Raw genomic sequence first — 19,613 nt, 5'->3', positions numbered from 1 at the left:
TTTGTATAATGAAGGCAATCCAGTCGAAAGAAGGAGAGGTAACACTTGCCCATTCTAGATGTTCATAATTTATCAAAAATATATGAGGGTAAAGTGTCCACTCAGGCATTGAATCATATCCGTTTTTCTGTTGAAAAAGGGGAGTTTGTTGGCATTATGGGACCTTCGGGGAGTGGAAAAACAACACTGCTCAACACGATCGCAACCATCGACCAGCCGACCTCCGGTCAGATTCTGATCAACGGCCGAGATCCCAATCTGCTTAGCAGAAAAGAAAAGGCACTCTTTCGCCGCCATGAGCTTGGTTTCGTCTTTCAGCATTTCAATCTGCTGGATACGCTCACTGTAGAGGAGAACATTGTGCTGCCTCTCACGCTTGCTGGTGTCCGTGTTACGGAAATGGAGAGCAGATTGAAAGAAGTAGCAAGTATGCTGGACATTGAGCATTTGCTGCAAAAAAGGACATACGAGATTTCAGGTGGACAGATGCAGCGGACCGCCATCGCCCGGGCGATGATTCATCGTCCTTCATTGATTTTAGCAGATGAGCCTACAGGGAATCTGGATTCCAAAGCTTCAGGTGAAGTCATGAATATGCTGACAGAGGTGAATCAGGAAGAAGGGGCAACCGTGCTGATGGTCACACATGACGCAGTGGCCGCGAGCTTTTGTAACCGAGTCATCTTTATTAAAGACGGACGTTTCTATAGTGAAATGTACAGGGGGAGCAGCCGAGGCGCCTTCTTCCAAAGTATCATTGATATGTTGTCTCTGCTTGGGGGAACTAGCCATGACCTTTCGGCAATTCGCTTATAGGAATGTTACACGTAACAAGCGTAAATATGCGGCTTATTTTGTCGTCAGTGCTTTTTCAGTGATGATCTTTTTTGTGTGCGCATTGTTTATTTACCATCCGGATATTTCTAAGAGCTTGGTTTATAGTACAGCTGCTCATACAATGATGGCGGCAGAAGCCATTATTTATGTGTTTTGCTCCTTGTTCGTTCTTGTATCGGTCGGATCGTTCCTGCAGTCACGTAAGATGGAGTTTGGGATTTTATTGATGCATGGAATGACGAAGCGACAGCTGAACATGATGGTATTTTTGGAAAATATGATGATCGGCACCTCTGCCATCCTGACAGGTACTTTACTTGGGTTAATTCTAGGTAAGTTGTTTTTGATGATCGGATCTACTTTTCTAGGGATACCTCTTTTAACGTTTCATCTTCCATGGCAGGCCCTTGTACTAACGATATGTAGCTTTGCGCTGTTATTTATTCTAATCTCGCTAAGCACGTTCTTCTTTATTGGGAATGAATCACTGATGCGGCTGTTTCAGGGAGAACGAAAAGCAGAAGAGGAACCTAAAGTTTCCTTGGTGTTATCCTTACTGTCTGCTTTATTGCTGTTAACGGGCTATTTTATGGCAGCTACAGCACAAGCGGCTTCGGTTGAAAAGGTGATGTTCCCGGTCGTTATAATTACGGTTGCGGGTACCTATCTCTTTTATACTCAGCTCAGTATTTACACTGTTAAACTACTTAAGGCGATCCGGCGCCTGTATTGGAACCACACGAATATTATTACTTTATCGGGCTTGTCTTACCGCTGGAAAGAGAATGCCCGAATGTTTTTTATGGTGACGATTGTATCCGCAGTATCTTTTACTTCAGTGGGAGTATTCGCATCGATCCATACGCTTTCCAGAGAGTTGAAATTGGACTATCCCGCAGCAGTTGGTTATGTAGCCAAAGGCAATCAATTGCAGGATCCTTTTGATCAGCATTTGGACGAAATTAAGGAAGAGCTTACAACGCTCGGTTTACCCTATGAGACACTTAGTATTCCGATTAAATACGCAGAGGTGGAATCTCAGACCGGGCCAGATCGCACGTTAAGGCTTCCCTTGATTGCTTACAGTGATTATAAGCTTGCTCTGCTTCGTGCAGGGTTTACGACGGATGAGCAGCCTCTAAGTGGAGATGAAGGACTGGTGATGATCGGTTCGCAACGAGACCGGAGTCTGCAAGCGGGTAGAGTAAAGCCGATATACAGCTTGAAGCAAGGTCTTTCCATTCGAGAAATGGGTTATACCCAGCATGTTCCGATTGCCGAATATCTATTGCCGGAGCTGGATGGAAGGGATGGGGGAGATTTCAGTGGTGTTGTGATTAGCGATGAGCTTTACAAGGCCATTCATCCCGTACAGACCGATTTGTATACAGGATTTTACATGGATGATTTCCCGCGAACAGTAGGTATAGCGGCGGATCTTGCTCATAAAGGGAAACAGTCCTATGAAAGTAACTCGCCATACGCGATTGTTGTTAGCGGCACGCTGTTTGAAATACAGAGAACATTGTACAACACGATGCTATTCGCTTCTTTACTGGTGGGTACTGTATTTTTCATTGCAGCAGGCAGCTTCCTTTACTTCCGGCTGTATACAGATCTAGATCATGATCGTCATCAATATTCTACATTGTCCAAAATGGGACTTACAGATCAAGAGCTAAACCGAATTGTAACGATACAATTGTCGTTGTTGTTTTTTGTTCCGGTTGGGATAGCCATTTTGCATAGTGTGTTTGCCTTTATTGCGCTTCAGCGGTTGTTTTACTTATCTATTGCTGTGGAGACCGGGGCGGTGTTATTGGGATATTTGGTTGTCCAGGGACTTTACTTCTTTTTTATTCGCAGCCGTTATTTACGCAACTTGAAGAAGAACTTGATCTGAATAATGGGGGTTACGAAATGCAAGCATGGATTACAGATTTTATGGAGCAGTTTGGTTACTTTGGTATTTTCCTGATGCTCGCTTTTGAAAATATATTTCCACCGATTCCTTCCGAAGTGATCCTTCCTTTTGGCGGATTCATGACAACCACAACGAATTTGACCATTCCTGGTGTAATTATTGCTGCTACTTTTGGCTCACTGCTGGGTGCAGTAATTCTCTATTATATCGGTCGTTTGTTGGATGTAAATCGATTGGAAAAGATCGTTGAACGCTGGGGCGGCCTACTCCGGATTAGCAAAAAGGACATCCACAAGGCTGACGCTTGGTTTGACAAATATGGCTATTGGACCGTATTATTTTGTCGGATGGTTCCACTAGTGCGTAGTTTGATTTCGATCCCTGCAGGGATGTCGGGCATGAAATTTGGAGTGTTTATGATCTTCACAACGATTGGTACGCTGGGATGGAATCTATTGCTGGTGCTTATTGGTGCGGCATTGGGTGAGTCCTGGGAAGACATCGCCATGTATATGGATATGTACTCCAACGTAGTGTACGTGCTTCTTGCAGGTGGAGTAGTGATCCTTGGGTATTTGTTCTTCCGCAAGCGCAGCCGGAAAATGAACACCGAAGGTTGAGCCGAGAAGGACATATAGATAAAAGTTATGATTAAAAGGAGGAGAACAAATGGAGCTATTAACGATTATTAAAGCTATTATTTTGGGAATTGTTGAAGGATTGACTGAATTTGCTCCGGTATCCTCCACAGGTCATATGATTATTGTTGATGATATGTGGTTAAAATCGACAGAGTTATTTGGGCAATATACGGCCAATACGTTCAAAGTGGTTATACAGCTGGGGTCAATATTAGCAGTTGTAGTTATTTTTAGAAATAGGTTCATTGAATTGCTGGGCTTAAAGCGCTTCAGCCGCAAGCAGTTGGATCCTGTAACCGAGCAACAACCACAGCTTGAAAAAGGCGGCCACCTGAAGCTTACACAGGTGCTTGTAGGTTTAGTGCCAGCAGGCGTGCTGGGGGTTCTGTTTAATGATTATATTGACGAGCATTTATTCTCTACATCCACCGTGTTAATCGGTCTAGTAGTCGGTGCTGTATTAATGATTATTGCGGATCTATTCGGACCAAAGAAGATTCAAACGGAGAGTGTCGATCAGATTACATATAAGCAGGCGCTAGGTGTTGGTCTGGTCCAGTGCTTCTCCTTGTGGCCGGGATTTTCTCGTTCCGGGTCGACGATTTCTGGTGGTGTTCTTCTGGGTATGAGTCATCGCGCTGCTGCTGATTTCACGTTTATTATGGCTGTTCCAATCATGGCAGGCGCCAGTTTACTCTCACTGATGAAGAACTGGCAATATTTCACCATCGATGCCCTGCCGTTCTTCATTGCAGGCTTTATCAGTGCCTTTGTATTTGCACTATTATCGATGCGTTTCTTCTTGAAATTGATCAATCGGATTAAGCTTTTACCATTTGCTATATATCGCATAGTACTTGCTGCAGTAGTATATTTCGTGTTTTTCTAAATCCGTTATAAGGAATCGATATAACAAAAGCCCCCGTAATCTATTGCAGATGACGGGGGCTTTCACGTATGATGACATCAGATTTAAGACACTCACTTTATCCTTATAATTCTCGCATAAACGCTTACCGTCCTTAAAAGGACGCTGAAGGCGTTTTAGCTTATGGATGATAAGAAAGTATAAGTATCACGAAATACTTTCTTATAATTCTCGCATAAACGCCTACCGTCCGTATAAGGACACCGAAGGCGTTTTAGCTTGACAATATCGGAGACAGGTGCTTGCCGGAAATTAGTAATTCGGTAGGCTTAATAGGGAAATTCGGTTTGAAGCCGATGCGGTCCCGCCACTGTAACGGAAGAGTCCATAGCAACATATGTCACTGGCAATTTACTACTGCTGGGAAGACTGCTAAGGATGCTGACACCGCTAGCCAGGAGACCTGCCTGTTTCAACAGCACTGCTTCACCTACGGAGGATAGGAAGGTGTTAGACGTTAACCATAGGTATATTATGGGCGTCTTTCCCTTTGACTTTTTTAGGGAAGGGCGCTCTTTTTTAAAGGAATGCAAGTGATATCGAGTCCAAAATAAGAAGATGGAGAAGGGGAGCTGCAAAGTGACGAACAAAGTAAAAGTAAGCAATCTTGGCTATCCAAGAATCGGAAAAAACCGCGAGTGGAAGAAAACGTTGGAAGCCTTCTGGGCGGGAAAAATAAATGAGGAAGCGTTCCGTACTGAAATGACAGGAATTCAGCTTCAGCATTTGAAGACTCAGCAGGAGGCAGGAATTGATTTAATTCCGGTAAATGATTTTACGTTCTACGATCATGTGCTAGATACAGCTGTAATGTTCGGGATCGTACCTCCACGTTATGCGTATGATGGTGGCGACATTGGGCTTGATCTTTATTTTGCGATGGCTAGAGGAAATGCTGAGGCTACCGCTTGCGAGATGACTAAATGGTTCAATACGAACTATCATTACATCGTTCCAGAGATCGGTGCACAAACGCCGCGTCTGACCGAGAATAAACCATTGGCTGCTTATCGTTTTGCCAAGTCCCAAGCGGGAATTGAGGGTAAACCTGTGGTTTTAGGCCTTTATACATTCCTTAAGTTGTCAAAAGGTTTTGCATCTGCGGATATTGCGAAGATTGCTGCTCGGTTTCTTCCGGTTTACGTTCAGCTGTTGCAGGAACTGAAGCAAGAAGGAGTAAGCTGGGTACAAATTGATGAACCAGCGATTGTTACAGGAATTAATGAATCAGAATTATCCTTACTTAACTCGATTTACACAGAAATTGCTGAATCCGTGCCTGGATTAAATATTATTCTGCAGACTTACTTTGAAGCTGCTGAACCGCTGGAGGCACTGTTCAAGCTTCCGGTACAAGGTTTAGGTCTTGATTTTGTCCATGATGGCGGGACGAACCTGGCATCGATTGAACGTCTTGGCTGGCCTGAGGATAAGTGGCTGGGAGCGGGTATTATTGACGGACGCAACATCTGGCGCTCAGATCTGGATGCTAAGCTGCAGCTAATCGAGAAGCTGAGTGTACATGTATCACTTGATCGTCTTATTATACAGCCTTCTTGCAGTTTGCTGCATGTTCCGGTTACTGTTCAGGGTGAGGTGAAGCTGAAGGCCACCGTTAAGGCTGCTTTAGCTTTTGCTGATGAGAAGCTTAGAGAGCTTGGCCTGCTTGCTGCAGCCTTAGAGGGTACAGCAGAAGCTGCTGCTGCGTTGACAGCCAGTCGCGAAGCCCTTACGGCCTTCCGTGCACTTCCTGAACGCGGTCGTAAGGATGTGGCTGAGCAAGTTCTGGGACTTACAGATTTACCAGACCAACGTAGCCTACCTTTTGCTGAGCGCCTGAAGGTGCAGCAGCAGAAGTGGCAGCTGCCACTTCTGCCAACGACAACAATCGGAAGCTTCCCACAGACTGTAGAAGTGCGCCAGGCAAGGTTGAAATGGCGTAAAGGCGTATGGAATCAAGAGCGTTACGACGGGTTCGTTCGTGAGCAGATTGCAGATGCAATCACTTTCCAAGAAAAGCTGGGTCTGGATGTACTCGTGCATGGTGAGTTCGAAAGAACCGATATGGTGGAGTTTTTCGGGGAGAAGTTGGATGGTTACTTATTTACTAGTAATGGCTGGGTTCAATCCTACGGATCACGCTGCGTTAAGCCACCAGTTATTTATGCGGATATAGCTTTTATCCAGCCTATGACTGTAAAAGAAAGCGTCTATGCTCAGTCGTTAACTTCCCTTCCTGTTAAAGGCATGTTGACTGGTCCTGTTACGATTCTCAATTGGTCTTTCGTACGTGATGATCTTAGTCGGGAAGCAGTAGCGAATCAAATTGCCTTAGCGCTCCGTCATGAAGTTAAAGCTTTGGAGGATGCAGGCATAGAGATGATTCAAGTAGATGAACCGGCTATCCGTGAAGGACTTCCTTTGAAGGCTGAAGATCATGAGGCATACTTGAATTGGGCGGTGAAGTCGTTCCGTATCGCGACGAATCATGTGAAGGCTACGACACAAATTCATACCCACATGTGCTATAGCGAATTTAATGACATGATAGACTCCATTTCAGCGATGGATGCAGATGTTATCTCTATTGAGACTTCACGTAGCCATGGGGAACTGATCGTTAGCTTTGAGGAGCAGGCGTATGATAAAGGAATTGGTCTTGGTGTATATGATATCCATAGTCCACGGGTTCCTGCAGTAGAAGAGATGACAGCTAATATTGATCGTGCGCTGCGGGTGCTTGATCCTGAACAGTTCTGGATTAATCCGGATTGCGGTCTTAAGACACGTGGCTGGCAGGAGACAGAAGATGCACTTCGTAACATGGTAAAGGCTGCCGCTATTGCAAGAGAAAATGCAGGAGTTAGTGCTTCCAAATAACATAAGAGGTATACAATAAATCATAGCCGGGGAATTTCTCCCTGGCTTTTTATTTCAGCCACTTGATAATAATTCTCATTCTTGATAGAATGAGAAAAGAAAAGAAGGAACCGTGGAGGGTCCCTTCAAATCATCACCTTATTTGCTTTCGAAAGTCTTGCAATCTGTTTCTTCTGCACGTGTAGGTTCTTGGGAGCTGTGGAAAGCTACAAAGATAGAATCAGCACTGCATTTGTTCTCTTCTGCCCAGTGGGTGCAGGAGTTAACTTCGCAAATTACGTCTTTTGCCATGAGGGTTCACCTCCCCTTTTAGTAATAGACAGCATTATTAAAAAACTTCTCTGTTCAACAAGGTGGAGCTTGTCCGAACAGAACCGTGTTCTGCCCTCATTCATTATGAATAGAGGGTTTTTGGTATTTTTTTACGTGTTTAGACGTGGTAATTGTACCAAATAAAGTGCGTGTAAGCAAATGGATTATTCGAATGGTTATGGTATCCCATATGTCACTAGAAGTGGTTTGACTAGAAGAATCTCTCAGCCTGTATACAACAGTGCTTCTGTAAATTCGTTGTTAAACATTAGCTTTTCAGTATCTCAAGGCTATATTGCGAATACAAGCTTTAGTGTAACCGCAAAACAAACAGTGGCAAGCTTATTAAGCGGTTTTATGCCATTAAACAAAGCACTTCTAACCCAGGTTGATTTTTGCTCGAAAAATAATAGCTTAAACTAAAAGAGTTGCAGAAATGCGACTCTTTTTTTATTTAGAGAGCATAATTCAAAAGAAACTGTTCACAATTCCATTTTTCAGTGCAACCTTCCAAGTTTTGGAACGTCTTAGTAAAGAGTGACGGAAGAGATCTGCTTAGAACAAGACATTCCGTAACGATATTATGATCCGTGCAAGCGGTATCTATTACATTTTTGGAGGAATGAGAATGCGCAAATGGGGTCTGCATTACTTATGTTTATTAATTCTTACGGTAGTCTTGGCGGGTTGTGGCTCAGCGGATAGAAATTCAGCGGCAGATAGTTTGGCAAAAGAAAATGGTAGTACGAGTAACGACGCAGCAGTAGAGGTACAATCGCAAAGCTCGATGGCCTCAACAGCGGATCAAAGCACTTCGGCAGCTCCTGAGGCAGAAGCAACTGGCAGCGAGAATATGGCTGTAAAGGGCTCCACATCAGAAAATACAGGTCAAGCAAGTGCAGGATTTACTGGTAGCGATGTAGTAGCGGGCTTGAACAAGAAGCTGATCTATAAAGCGAATCTTAACATGGAAGTAGAAGACTATGGAAAAGCACAGACTGAAATACGTAATTTAGTAACCATGGCCAATGGATATATTATTGAGTTTAATGAAAATATGTCGCAGTACGAGCAAGGTGGGACGTTTATCCTTAAGGTGCCTGCCTCCGGATTCTCACCTTTTCTGAATAAATTAGAACAAGTAAAACACGAATCTCTACAGCGCAGCATTCAAGGTCAGGATGTCTCAGAAGAGTATGTTGATCTGGAGTCACGTTTGAAGGCAAAACAGCTAATGGAAGCACAATATACAGAGTTTATGAAAAAAGCGACGAAATCCACTGATCTGGTCGCCTTCGCGAACGAGCTTGGTTCGATTCAAGAAAGTATTGAGCAGATTAAAGGTAGAATGCGTTATATCAATCAGAATGTATCCTTTTCTACGGTAGAATTGAGAGTGTATCAGACGGATGAAAGCATTGCTGTGAAGGAGAAGGAGGAGCAAGGGCCGTTACTGGAACGTGCTTCAGATGCTCTTAAAGGAAGCTTAAATGCACTATCTGTGATGTTTCAGTGGATTGTCGTTATCCTTGCAGGAGCGTTACCGATACTTATCGGGGCTGCCATTATTTTAGCTATTGTATTAGTTTCCCGTAAAAATATTCGCGAGCGTCGGGAGCAGCAGACCGAGAGAATTCGTCAGCGAAATAAGGAGCTGAACAGAGAGCAAGCCATCCCTGCGGCAACAGAGCCTAAGGAGACAGTTTCAGAGGATAATTCGAAGGCTAATAAGGACTCAGAGGACTCAAAGAAAGAATAGCCCTACAAGCATAAACGCTCTCGGCGTCTTTATAAAGACGGTAAGCGTTTAAGCGAGAAATATAAGAATAATGTATAACGTGAAAATTATACTTTCTTATATTTTAAGAGAAAAAAACGGTTGTCATCCTAAAAGGACGACAACCGTTTCTTTATGTGCTGAGGATTGATGTTTAGGCAGGCTGGAAGAGTATGCGATACTCCCCGTATCCTTCCTTCTCCAAATCCTCTTTCGGTACAAATCGTAGCGCCGCCGAATTTATGCAGTAGCGTAAACCGTTTTCTCCGGGACCATCGTCAAAGACATGGCCTAGATGCGAATCCGCTACTTTGCTGCGCACTTCAGTGCGGACCATCAAATGACTGAGATCCGTCTTTTCTTTCACAGCGTAGTCCCGGATGGGACGAGTAAAGCTTGGCCAGCCGCAACCGGAATCGTATTTATCCTGCGAGCTGAATAACGGTTCGCCAGATACGATGTCTACATAAATACCATCTCCATGGTGATCCCAAAAATCATTCCGGAAAGGAGATTCTGTTGCACTGTTCTGAGTGACTTCATATTGAAGAGGGGTTAAACGTTCTTTCAAACTTTGTTTGTCCTCTTTATGTGTCCAGTGGGTTTCGATAAAATCCTCTCGGCCAGAACCTTTGCGATAACGTTTGTAGTGGCCTGGATTCTTATGATGGTAACCTTGATGATATTCTTCGGCAGGATAGAAGGTGGCTGCCGGGAGAATCGGGGTTACGATCGGACTAGAGAACCGACCGCTTGCTTGCAGAGCTGCCTTGGAAGCTTCTGCTTGTTCTTTTTGTTCCTCCGAATGGGTAAAGATTGCTGTTCCGTAAGAAGTCCCGCGATCATGGAATTGTCCACCTGCGTCGGTAGGGTCAATTTGCTGCCAGAACAGCTCAAGTAACTTACTATAAGGGAAAATATCTGGGTTGAACGTAATTTGTACAGCTTCAACATGTCCTGTCGTTTCAGAACAAACCTCTTCATAGGTTGGGTTCACTGTATGACCGCCGGTATAGCCAGAGACGACACTAATGATACCTGGCAATTCTTCGAACGGCGAGACCATGCACCAGAAGCATCCACCTGCAAAGGTTGCTTTTTCTGTCTTGGTATTTATATGGTTAGTCTGATGTTCACTCATTGATATCCCTCCATTCACATAATGCAATTAAATAGATCACAATTTAATTATAAAGCAAATACTAACTGCCTGCCAGTTTGTAACCGATAAGTTCTTTCGCTATCGGTTATTCTTCGCTTCTTGAGAGCGCGGACGCAAGCTCAGTCCAGCGATAATTAGCACAGCGATATAGGCGATGATGGCAATAATCGCACTTACAGGGTCCTGGAACAGATGATCCCCGAGGAAAGCGTATAATGCAATCCCCGGTATTTTTCCTATGCCAGAAGCTGCAATATAGCTCCAAAAAGGCAGACCAGCTGCTCCAGCGTAGATGTTAACAGCTGTTTGGGGAATGATAGGCACGAGTCGTGCTAGGACAATCGAAGCGAAAGGTCGCCGCTCAATGCCTACTGTGAACTTTTCGAGTGCGGGAATGGAGGCTAAATAAGCTCTCGCTTGGCTTTGAAACAAGTACTTCACAACGCCAAAAAGGATTGCGGCAGCCAAATTTGTAGCTAGCCAGCAAATCAAGGCACCCGCTAAACTTCCGTATGCATAACCGAAGAATCCGATGACAGCTTTATAAGGAACAACTGGAAACAAAGCAAGTAAAGTTGCGATCCCTATAGAACTGAAAAGATTATGATCCTCTTTCATCCAGCTTAGGATGTCATATCTGTAGATAAACGCAAGGATTGTACCCGAAACATAAAGAATAATCGAGAACCATTTCTTCATAGATAATATGCCCCTTCTTCCACTCATTCATCTCATCATACGGGATAAAGAATAAATATTGAAGTAAAGATCAATTGTCAGAGAATGAGAAGCAGGTATAATAGCATTTGTAGAGAACAAAGAGAAAAGAACGAGTTATTGAAGTGTATAAGAGGGGGAAAGATCAGTGATTGTACCTGAACGTAAAAGAGTCGCCATAATAGGAATCGGCAATATAGCCCGTAAAGTATATTTACCATTGCTCTCTCAGCATGATTATGCCGAGGTAGTTGGTGTTCTTAGTCATTCACCGACAACGGTAGAGCAGGCCGTTCATACCTACCGTTTTCCTAAAGGGACGACTAATCTGGAAGAGCTGCTATCTTGGGATCTGGATGCAGTATTTGTACATAGCCCAACAACTACTCATTATGATATAGTAACAAAATGTCTCGAACGTGGGATTTCGGTATATGTAGATAAACCACTTTCCTATGATCTAGAAGAGTCCAGAAGGATGGCAGAGCTAGCACAAGATAAGGGGCTTTTGCTAGGAGTGGGCTTTAATCGCCGTTTTGCCCCAATGTATGTCACCGCCAAGCAATGGCTTGAAGAAGTTGGCGGAATTAGCCATTGCAGTGCGATTAAACATCGAACGAAGCTACAGACAAGCACCAGCCGCGAAACCGTGCATGATGATCTTATCCATATGCTTGATTTGCTGTTGTGGTTGTGTGGAGATCAGTATGAACTGCTTCGTAGTCATCTTCACTCTAGTGGTGAAGGTCGTCTGCTGCAGGCATCTGGAATGCTAGGCTGGAAAGATAGTGCAGTTGGGATGTACAGTATGGTTCGTGAAGCTGGTGTGGATTTGGAGAAGCTTGAGCTGCACGGAAATGGCAGATCGGTGGAAGTAGTGGATCTAGAAAAAGCCATACTTTTTGAAAAAGATACCTTGCCGCATATTCAAGGCTTTGGAAGCTGGGATACTGTACTCGATAGAAGAGGTTTTAGTGGAGTGGTGAATAATTTTCTTAGCAACATAAATACACCGGAGCTATGCAGCATTGCTGCTTCAGCGGTACTGCCTAGTCATATGCTGGCGGCACAGCTTGCTGAATGAGGTCTCTGAGAAAGGAGAAGAATATATGGAGGATAACCGTAAATTAGTGGAGGAACAGATCATCGAAAGCTATAAGCGCGAAGAAGAGATGATGATTCTTGTATTCGCTCAGTGGTGTGTAAATAATGGACTCGATCCACATGCTCTATACTTGCAGGCTTATCCGCAGCAGGAAGGGAATGAAGCCTTGCGTCAGGCACTTGCCCTCACGGTTTCCGCGGAGGAAGCGGGGGACATTTCTGATGACACCGTTTTGGGTGTGCTTTCGCTTTTTGGAAATGATGACTTGGCACAAATCGTAACTGAAGCGATTGCTCTAAGGGGATCTAAAGGACCAATGGGGGATTGACATTGGGGATATAATAATAGAGTCAGATGAACTTTTTTCGGTAAACGATGTTCATCATGGTTAAAATGTGTTAATATTATATATACTAACTAATAGTAAGTTTCGCTAGTGAGAGGTGAGAACAATGGAAGAACATCAATTTGCGATGTGTCCCAGATTTGAAACAGCCTTCTCTTTCTTAGGCAAACGTTGGAATGGACTTATTATTCAGACATTGATGAGTGGACCGAAGCGTTTTAAAGATATCTCCGGCCTCATTCCTTCAATGAGCGATAAGATGCTGTCCGAGCGGATGAAGGATTTGGAAGGTGAGGGTATCCTGGTTAGGCATGTATACCCAGAAACACCCGTACGTATTGAGTACGAATTAACAGACAAAGGCCGTGCATTGCAGCCTGTTATGCAGCAGATTCAGTCTTGGGCTGAGAGCTGGGTAGACTAAAATTCACAGTGATGTTGTGGCCCTTTTTCCGGAATGGTGGAAAAGGGGCTTTTCAATTTCTAAATATTAGACAGTGACAGTATTGTTCCAATCCTTTATGCTTGAAAAAAACTTGCACAGTTTAAAAATAATTGTAATATAATAGAAAAACATTGTATGATCCTTGAATGGAAACGCTCGCGTATTGGTTTTTGCTCAAATCTACTCAGCTGGAGTACAGGCATAGCAAAACTATTAGGAGGCGAGGGAGATGAAGACGAAGACGACCCTGTTTTCCCGGGAAATAACGTATGGAAAAAAGGATGTTGCTGAGCTAGAGAATGCTTCTATCAAAGTACAGCTCATCTATGACAAGACGTTGTTCATGCTGCATAGCCATCTTCCTGATTCCTTATGGGATGCGTGGATTGGCGTGCCTTACAGCATTATCTCTTCACTCTACAAAGGAAACAATGATAGTGGGACTATTTTTCAAAAATGGATTCAAAGTCCGACCGGCTGGAAGTGTATTGGTTGTGAACGGCACTGTCTGGAGTCCACGGAACCTCCACAGGATGTAAATGCGGCGAATCATGGGCGACAATATAAGTTTCATAACGGCATTCGCCAGAGTATGGTGCTTCAAGCCTTAATTTGGTCCATGTACGAGAATACCATATTATTCAAACCCTTTTTAGGCGACGAGCCTTTTTTTGACGATGATGATTTGCATACGATATCCTCTTATTTCGTTCCAACTTATCTTAATGAGTTCCACCTTATTGAGCGGTCTAAGCCATGTAAAGAATACAAAGATCAGGATATACGAGTCTTTCAGGAATGGATTTCCGCACCTGATCTTGTCCTTAAATGGAATGGTGGCTTGACGGAAGGCAGATGGATGACCGGTGTTTATATGGATCACTCCCGTTTTGCCGGATTGGGACCTTATTTGAAGGATTCAAAGGGACAGCGGACGTATATGCAGGCTTATGTGCAATAAATTGAGTTGAAAAAGCACCTTTGTAGGCAAAGGTGCTTTTTTGCGTTTACGTTGCATGTACATCAATCTCCAATTTCGTTCAAAAATAAGATACAATTTCCGTGCGTACAATCACAAGTCAAAGTTCCTTTCAGGGTTAAGGTGAAGAAGTGGATAAGATTTATTCAGAACCTAATCCCATAACCTAATCCCATAACCCAAGGAGGAGCTATAATGGAAACTAAACAACTTAATGATAGTATTTCGGATTCGAAGCAAGCGCAATCGGTACAAGCTGGGTTTACCCCAGATGCACTAGTGAGGGATATTGTATTACAGTTCCCTAAAGCGGCAGATTATTTCAAAGCAAAACGGATTGATTTCTGTTGCGGTGGAGCTAAACCTCTTGCTGAAGCAGCTGCTGAGCGTGGTCTGGATCACGAGATAATCATCGGCGATCTAAACAAGCTGTTCGAAGAGTATCCAGTACCCCAAGAGGAAATCGCTTGGAATACTGCACCTTCAGAAGAGTTAATTGACCATATTATTAACAAACACCACCGTTATCTTCGTGAAGAGCTACCCCTCATTAGCCAAAATGTAACTAAGGTATATCGAGTGCATGGCGGAGATTCTCCCCATTTGGTGGAGTTATATAACTTGTTCAACATACTTAAGGAAGATTTACTTGAGCATACGGCTAAAGAAGAAGAAGATGAGTTTCCTAAGCTGTTGACATACGCTGCTAATCCTAGTGAAGAAGGCCTGACATCGCTTCGTGAGTCATTGTCTGAGCTGGAGAGTGAGCATGATGGTGCGGGCGATATTTTGAGGAAAATACGTAGTATTACAGATGATTTCACTCCACCGGCGCATGCTTGCACGACCTATCGATTGACATATGCCCGGCTGGAAGAGCTGGAGAGTATGACTTTTGAACACGTACATTTGGAGAATAATATATTGTTCCCTAGGTTTCAGTGAAGATGAATAGTGTGCTAAAGAGTCCCTTAGGGGGCTTTTTTTATAGGGAATTATAGAATGTACAGAAATGTGGATAACTCCGTTGAAAAAGATAGAAGAAATGATCGTAAAAAATATGGGTAAGATCGATTGATGGATAGATGGATGGCAGGCAGGCAGGCAGGCGGAAGGATTGCTTAAAAGCGCACTACGAGATAGCGCCGAATGAGCAGAAAGAGGGGGATAAATCCCCCAGAATATGCGAAATGACGCCGAATGAGCAGAAAGAAGGGGATAAATCCCCCAGAATATGTGAAATGGCGCCGGATGAGCAGAAAGAGGGGGATAAATCCCCCAGAATATGCGAAATGACGCCGAATGAGCAGAAAGAGGGGGATAAATCCCCCAGAATATGCGAGATGACGCCAAATGGACAGAAAGAGGGGGATAAATCCCCCAGAATATGTGAAATGACGCCAAATGAGCAGAAAGAAGGGGATAAATCCCCCAGAATATGCGAGATGACGCCAAATGGACAGAAAGAGGGGGATAAATCCCCCAGAATATGTGAAATGACGCCAAATGAGCAGAAAGAAGGGGATAAATCCCCCAGAATATGTGAAATGACGCCGAATGAGCAAAAAGAAGGGGATAAATCCCTCAGAATATGCGAAATGACGCCGAACGAGCAGAAAGAGGGGAATAAAGGTTAGCTTTCAAAGTTTTTTGCCAATTTTTAATATCATTGGGGAGATAATTAAAGATACTGAGAAGTAAGCTTGTTATTACTTATTTGAGAACATGGCTTGTTTAAGTTATCCTTAAAAAGACAGAATACATAACTTTACAAGCCTGAGACGCTATATGGTCATTAGGCGGGACAAGGCGGTGCCAGGATGCCCATGCGATCTTTGTGGAAATTGATGCTAGGATTAGTCATTGTATTCATAATAGGTGGATGCTCTACTAACAATGACGGCAATAGTAATGCTAATAATGGTGTGGCAGGATCAGAGGGACCGACAATATCAATAAGGGTTGGAGATAATGAACTGCTTACTAAACCATCGGATAGGTTACTTAGTGGGAGTTATAGAAATGGAATATCGATCATGGAGCTACTGAAAGGTAGTAATGTTGCCACATTTGCTGAGGATAACTCAAGCATTGTTTCGGTAAAGGATTTTTCGCTAGAGGCGGGAATGGTTTGGGAGCTTCAGATGGGCGGTCAAATCATTGGGAATGCGGATTGGAATAATACTGTAGGGTATGATTCACAGCTAGTCTTCACCGCGAAGTCGAAGGACCATCAAGCACCACTTCAAACTGTAAGGCTGACCTTGAACGGTGGAAGTGTTGAAGTAGACTTGCATCATACGTATATTATGTTATTTGAAGAGGATTTAACTGTAAGAGATTTGCTCAAAAGCTGTAGTAGCGTACAGTTGGCCGATGACAATAAAAAGGTGCTTTCCGTCGACGATTATACTCCTCTTAGTAATGAAGAATGGAAGCTGAAGGTGAACGGAAAACAACTACTCGATGATGGAATGGATATGAAGCTCAGGGCTCAAGATGAATTGGAGATTTTATTGACTTTACGCTAAAAAATCGTACATTAAGCCAGAGAAACGGTTGTTCAGAATCGTTAATCTGGCTTTTTATGTGGAAAAGATATCTAACAATTATCAGTACACTAAAGTGTGAAAATATTCACAATTGAAGTGACTGCAATCACAATGACGAATTGAATTTGAACCGTATAATTCCAATATGTAGAAGAGAAATTGATCAGGTATTCATAAGCTTGAGGAGGCACCTAAACCATGACAACGATAAGAGAAAAACTAGTATTAGTCGGCAACGGTATGGCAGGCATAGGTACGATTGAGCAGATATTGAAGCTGGGTGGAGCTTATGACATCACGGTTTTTGGAAGTGAACCTCATCCCAATTACAATCGGATCATGTTGTCTTATGTTCTTGAAGGAAGTAAGACCCTTAATGATATCATCCTAAACGACTGGAATTGGTATGAAGACAATAATATAACTCTACACACGGGAACAACGGTGACACGAATTGATGAAGGTTCGAAGCAAGTTGTTACGGATAGTGGGATGATAGTCCCCTACGACAAGGTAATTATTGCGACAGGCTCGAATTCGTTTATTTTACCTGTACCTGGCAGTGATAAAGAGGGCGTTGTAGGATTCCGGGATATTTCAGACTGTGATGCGATGCTGGCAGCGGCCAAACAATACAGCAAAGCAGCTGTTATCGGCGGGGGGTTGCTTGGGTTGGAAGCGGCAAAAGGTCTTCTGAACCTTGGTATGGATGTTACCGTAGTTCATTTGATGGAAGATCTGATGGAGCGTCAGCTTGATCGGAATGCCTCCTCGATGCTGCAAGCTGAGCTTGAGCGTCAAGGCGTGAAATTTGCTATGGGCAAACAAACGATAGAATTGAGCGGGGAACAGAGAGTAAGTGGATTGCGTTTTAGTGATGGCAGTACGCTTGCTGCAGATTTTGTGGTAATGGCTGTTGGAATCAAACCGAACGTGACATTGGCAAAAGATAGCGGAATCTCCGTAAATCGTGGGATCGTGGTGGATGATTATTTGCAAACTTCCATGCAGAATGTATATTCCATCGGCGAATGTGCTGAGCATCGCGGTATGTGTTACGGACTGGTGGCTCCACTATTTGAACAAGGCATGGTTCTAGCTAAACATTTATGTGGTAGCGATACCAAGCCTTATGAAGGTTCGATTGTTTCCACGAAGCTTAAAATTTCTGGGGTGGATGTATTTTCTGCAGGTGAGTTTTTGGATTGTCCTGAACATACTGTGATCTCAAGCAAAGATGAATGGAAGAAAACTTATAAGAAAATTTTGCTCAAAAATAATGTGATTGTCGGTGCGGTTTTGTTCGGTGATGTAACGGAGTCCGCGAATCTGCAAAAGCTAGTAAAACAAGGCGCAGTAATGACCGATGAGATTTATACGGAGGTTATGGGAACGGGCTGCTGCGGTGGCGGAGCTAAGAAGAGCACATCCGTAGAAGCTATGGCGGACGAAGAAATTGTCTGCGGCTGTAATGGTGTAACTAAAAAAGCGATCGTAGATGCTGTCACTGAACATGGTTTTACTACTGTGGATGAGATCAAAGCATGCACTGGCGCTACTCGCTCTTGTGGTGGTTGTAAACCCGTAGTAGAACAAATCCTGCAATTTGTCTTAGGTGACAGTTTCCAGCAAGCTGCTAAGCAAGGTATTTGTGGGTGCACAACGCTTAGCCGTGATGAAATTGTTGCTGTAATTACAGCTAAAGGTCTTAAAACAACAAAAGAGGTCATGAATGTACTCGGTTGGAAACAAGAGGAAGGTTGCTCCAAGTGTCGTCCGGCGATTAACTATTATCTAGGGATGATGAATCCTGATACCCATCAAGATGAGAAAGAATCCCGATTTGTAAATGAAAGAATGGGTGCCAATATTCAAAAAGATGGAACCTACACCGTGATACCACGCATGTATGGTGGGGTAACTACGCCGGAGGATTTGAAGAAAATCGCCGACGTCTCCCTTAAATATGACGTGAAAGTTGTGAAGGTAACTGGAGGGCAACGCCTGGATCTAATCGGTGTGAAGAAGGAAGATTTGCCTAAGGTATGGGAAGAGCTGGATATGCCTTCCGGCTACGGTTATGCCAAATCCCTGCGTACGGTTAAGACTTGTGTGGGCTCCCAGTTCTGCCGCTTTGGCACACAAGATTCGCTGGGAATGGGCGCGCTCATAGAGCGTAAGTATGAACGTCTTGATTTTCCTGCCAAGTTTAAAATAGCTGTCAACGGCTGTCCACGTAACTGTGCGGAATCCTGCACGAAGGATATTGGGATCGTTGGAAATGATGGTGGTTGGGAAGTGTTTATCGGTGGTAACGGTGGGATCAAGCCACGGATCGCAGACTCCTTCTGCAAAATTAAGACCGATGAAGAGTTGATCGAAGTGTGCTCCGCTGTGATGCAATATTACCGTGAGACCGGCAATTATTTGGAGAGAACTTCCGAGTGGGTTGAGCGTATGGGACTTGAGCAGATTCAAATGGTTATTTTGAATAATGAAGATAACCGCAAAGAGCTGGCCGCACGTATTGACTTTGCTCTGACTCAGGTTACGGATCCTTGGAAAAAAATGCTCAATGACAGCAGCACTCGTGCTGCGCTTTTTGAAGAAACAAGAGTCTAGCGGATATAACGCACACAGAAGGGGAGAGACCAATGAATAAGACAACACAAACGTATCCAATAGGATCAGTACAGGATTTCCTGCTGCAGATTGGCCGTGTGGTGATTGCTGGAAATGTGGAGCTGGCTGTATTTCGTACCTCTGACGGAGCGATCTATGCACTTGAGAATCGGAGCCCTCATCCAAAAGGGGGGCCGCTTGCGGAAGGGATCGTTTCGGGTCACTTTCTTTATGATCCACTGTATGATTGGAAAATAGATCTTCGCACGGGTGAAGTTCAGGCACCGGATCAAGGTATCGTTATGACTTATCCAGTCTCCCTTGTCGGAGACATTGTGACAGTGAGCTTGTAGACACCGAAGCTTGTAGTAAAGGATGAAATAGAA

18 protein-coding genes and 1 riboswitch are annotated in these 19,613 nt (G+C 43.8%); of the genes, 15 read left to right on the top strand and 3 right to left on the bottom strand.

Features of this window, described 5'->3' with window-relative positions; genetic code table 11:
- The first annotated feature begins 45 nt into the window (after window positions 1–45).
- From MKX41_RS16510 to metE, 5 genes are all read left to right on the top strand, one after another.
- Window positions 46–816: an ABC transporter ATP-binding protein gene (locus MKX41_RS16510; RefSeq protein WP_076300832.1), complete on the top strand. Its 771-nt coding sequence runs from the start codon at window positions 46–48 to the stop codon at window positions 814–816.
- Window positions 791–2,740, top strand: a complete 1,950-nt coding sequence (locus MKX41_RS16505; RefSeq protein ID WP_340971931.1) for an ABC transporter permease — start codon at window positions 791–793, stop codon at window positions 2,738–2,740. The genes MKX41_RS16510 and MKX41_RS16505 overlap by 26 nt, the downstream gene beginning before the upstream one ends.
- 17 nt (window positions 2,741–2,757) lie before the next feature.
- Window positions 2,758–3,381: a DedA family protein gene (locus tag MKX41_RS16500; protein ID WP_076284441.1), complete on the top strand. Its 624-nt coding sequence runs from the start codon at window positions 2,758–2,760 to the stop codon at window positions 3,379–3,381.
- A 49-nt stretch (window positions 3,382–3,430) separates the two neighbouring features.
- Window positions 3,431–4,291 (top strand): undecaprenyl-diphosphate phosphatase, encoded by an 861-nt coding sequence (locus MKX41_RS16495; RefSeq protein ID WP_042190575.1) that lies wholly within the window; start codon window positions 3,431–3,433, stop codon window positions 4,289–4,291.
- A 258-nt stretch (window positions 4,292–4,549) separates the two neighbouring features.
- Window positions 4,550–4,755: riboswitch (cobalamin riboswitch) on the top strand.
- A gap of 154 nt (window positions 4,756–4,909) precedes the next feature.
- Window positions 4,910–7,210: a 5-methyltetrahydropteroyltriglutamate--homocysteine S-methyltransferase gene (metE, locus tag MKX41_RS16490; RefSeq protein WP_340971926.1), complete on the top strand. Its 2,301-nt coding sequence runs from the start codon at window positions 4,910–4,912 to the stop codon at window positions 7,208–7,210.
- A 138-nt stretch (window positions 7,211–7,348) separates the two neighbouring features.
- Here the strand turns inward: metE and MKX41_RS16485 are convergent, their stop codons facing one another.
- Window positions 7,349–7,501 carry a DUF1540 domain-containing protein gene (locus MKX41_RS16485; RefSeq protein ID WP_076120659.1) on the bottom strand — a complete coding sequence of 51 codons (153 nt, stop codon included), beginning with the start codon at window positions 7,499–7,501 and terminating at the stop codon, window positions 7,349–7,351.
- 649 nt (window positions 7,502–8,150) lie between these two features.
- Here MKX41_RS16485 and MKX41_RS16480 point away from each other — a divergent pair.
- The gene (locus tag MKX41_RS16480) at window positions 8,151–9,281 is read left to right on the top strand and encodes a DUF4349 domain-containing protein (RefSeq protein ID WP_340971920.1); all 1,131 of its coding nucleotides are present in this window, start codon (window positions 8,151–8,153) and stop codon (window positions 9,279–9,281) included.
- Between the two features lie 172 nt (window positions 9,282–9,453).
- Here the strand turns inward: MKX41_RS16480 and msrA are convergent, their stop codons facing one another.
- Both msrA and MKX41_RS16470 read right to left on the bottom strand, forming a co-directional pair.
- Entirely contained in the window at window positions 9,454–10,440 is a 987-nt protein-coding gene (gene msrA / locus MKX41_RS16475) for a peptide-methionine (S)-S-oxide reductase MsrA (protein WP_042190568.1), read from the bottom strand.
- 99 nt (window positions 10,441–10,539) lie between these two features.
- Window positions 10,540–11,160: a TVP38/TMEM64 family protein gene (locus MKX41_RS16470; RefSeq protein ID WP_339797694.1), complete on the bottom strand. Its 621-nt coding sequence runs from the start codon at window positions 11,158–11,160 to the stop codon at window positions 10,540–10,542.
- Window positions 11,161–11,326: 166 nt separating this feature from the next.
- Here MKX41_RS16470 and MKX41_RS16465 point away from each other — a divergent pair, with 166 nt between their 5' ends.
- From MKX41_RS16465 to MKX41_RS16425, 9 genes are all read left to right on the top strand, one after another.
- Window positions 11,327–12,262, top strand: a complete 936-nt coding sequence (locus MKX41_RS16465) for a Gfo/Idh/MocA family protein (protein ID WP_076284446.1) — start codon at window positions 11,327–11,329, stop codon at window positions 12,260–12,262.
- A 25-nt stretch (window positions 12,263–12,287) separates the two neighbouring features.
- Complete coding sequence (locus tag MKX41_RS16460; protein WP_042190561.1) at window positions 12,288–12,611, top strand: hypothetical protein; 324 nt, start codon at window positions 12,288–12,290, stop codon at window positions 12,609–12,611.
- Window positions 12,612–12,735: 124 nt separating this feature from the next.
- A complete protein-coding gene (locus MKX41_RS16455) occupies window positions 12,736–13,053 on the top strand; it encodes a winged helix-turn-helix transcriptional regulator (protein WP_042129916.1) in 318 nt (105 codons plus the stop codon).
- 250 nt (window positions 13,054–13,303) lie between these two features.
- On the top strand, window positions 13,304–14,035 hold the full coding sequence (locus MKX41_RS16450; protein ID WP_340971915.1) for a hypothetical protein: 732 nt from the start codon (window positions 13,304–13,306) through the stop codon (window positions 14,033–14,035).
- Window positions 14,036–14,248: 213 nt separating this feature from the next.
- On the top strand, window positions 14,249–14,998 hold the full coding sequence (gene ric / locus MKX41_RS16445; RefSeq protein ID WP_340971912.1) for an iron-sulfur cluster repair di-iron protein: 750 nt from the start codon (window positions 14,249–14,251) through the stop codon (window positions 14,996–14,998).
- Window positions 14,999–15,138: 140 nt separating this feature from the next.
- On the top strand, window positions 15,139–15,690 hold the full coding sequence (locus MKX41_RS16440; protein WP_340971910.1) for a hypothetical protein: 552 nt from the start codon (window positions 15,139–15,141) through the stop codon (window positions 15,688–15,690).
- A gap of 183 nt (window positions 15,691–15,873) precedes the next feature.
- Window positions 15,874–16,584 (top strand): hypothetical protein, encoded by a 711-nt coding sequence (locus MKX41_RS16435; RefSeq protein WP_042190553.1) that lies wholly within the window; start codon window positions 15,874–15,876, stop codon window positions 16,582–16,584.
- Window positions 16,585–16,803: 219 nt separating this feature from the next.
- Entirely contained in the window at window positions 16,804–19,227 is a 2,424-nt protein-coding gene (nirB, locus tag MKX41_RS16430; protein WP_340971906.1) for a nitrite reductase large subunit NirB, read from the top strand.
- Between the two features lie 32 nt (window positions 19,228–19,259).
- Complete coding sequence (locus MKX41_RS16425) at window positions 19,260–19,580, top strand: nitrite reductase (NAD(P)H) small subunit (RefSeq protein ID WP_042190549.1); 321 nt, start codon at window positions 19,260–19,262, stop codon at window positions 19,578–19,580.
- Window positions 19,581–19,613 lie beyond the last annotated feature (33 nt).

It is taken from the genome of Paenibacillus sp. FSL R5-0475 (genome assembly GCF_038004585.1).
Classification (GTDB): Bacteria; Bacillota; Bacilli; order Paenibacillales; family Paenibacillaceae; genus Paenibacillus_AQ.
Note: the sequence above shows the minus strand (reverse complement) of the source record. Positions and strands in the feature narration are given on the sequence as shown.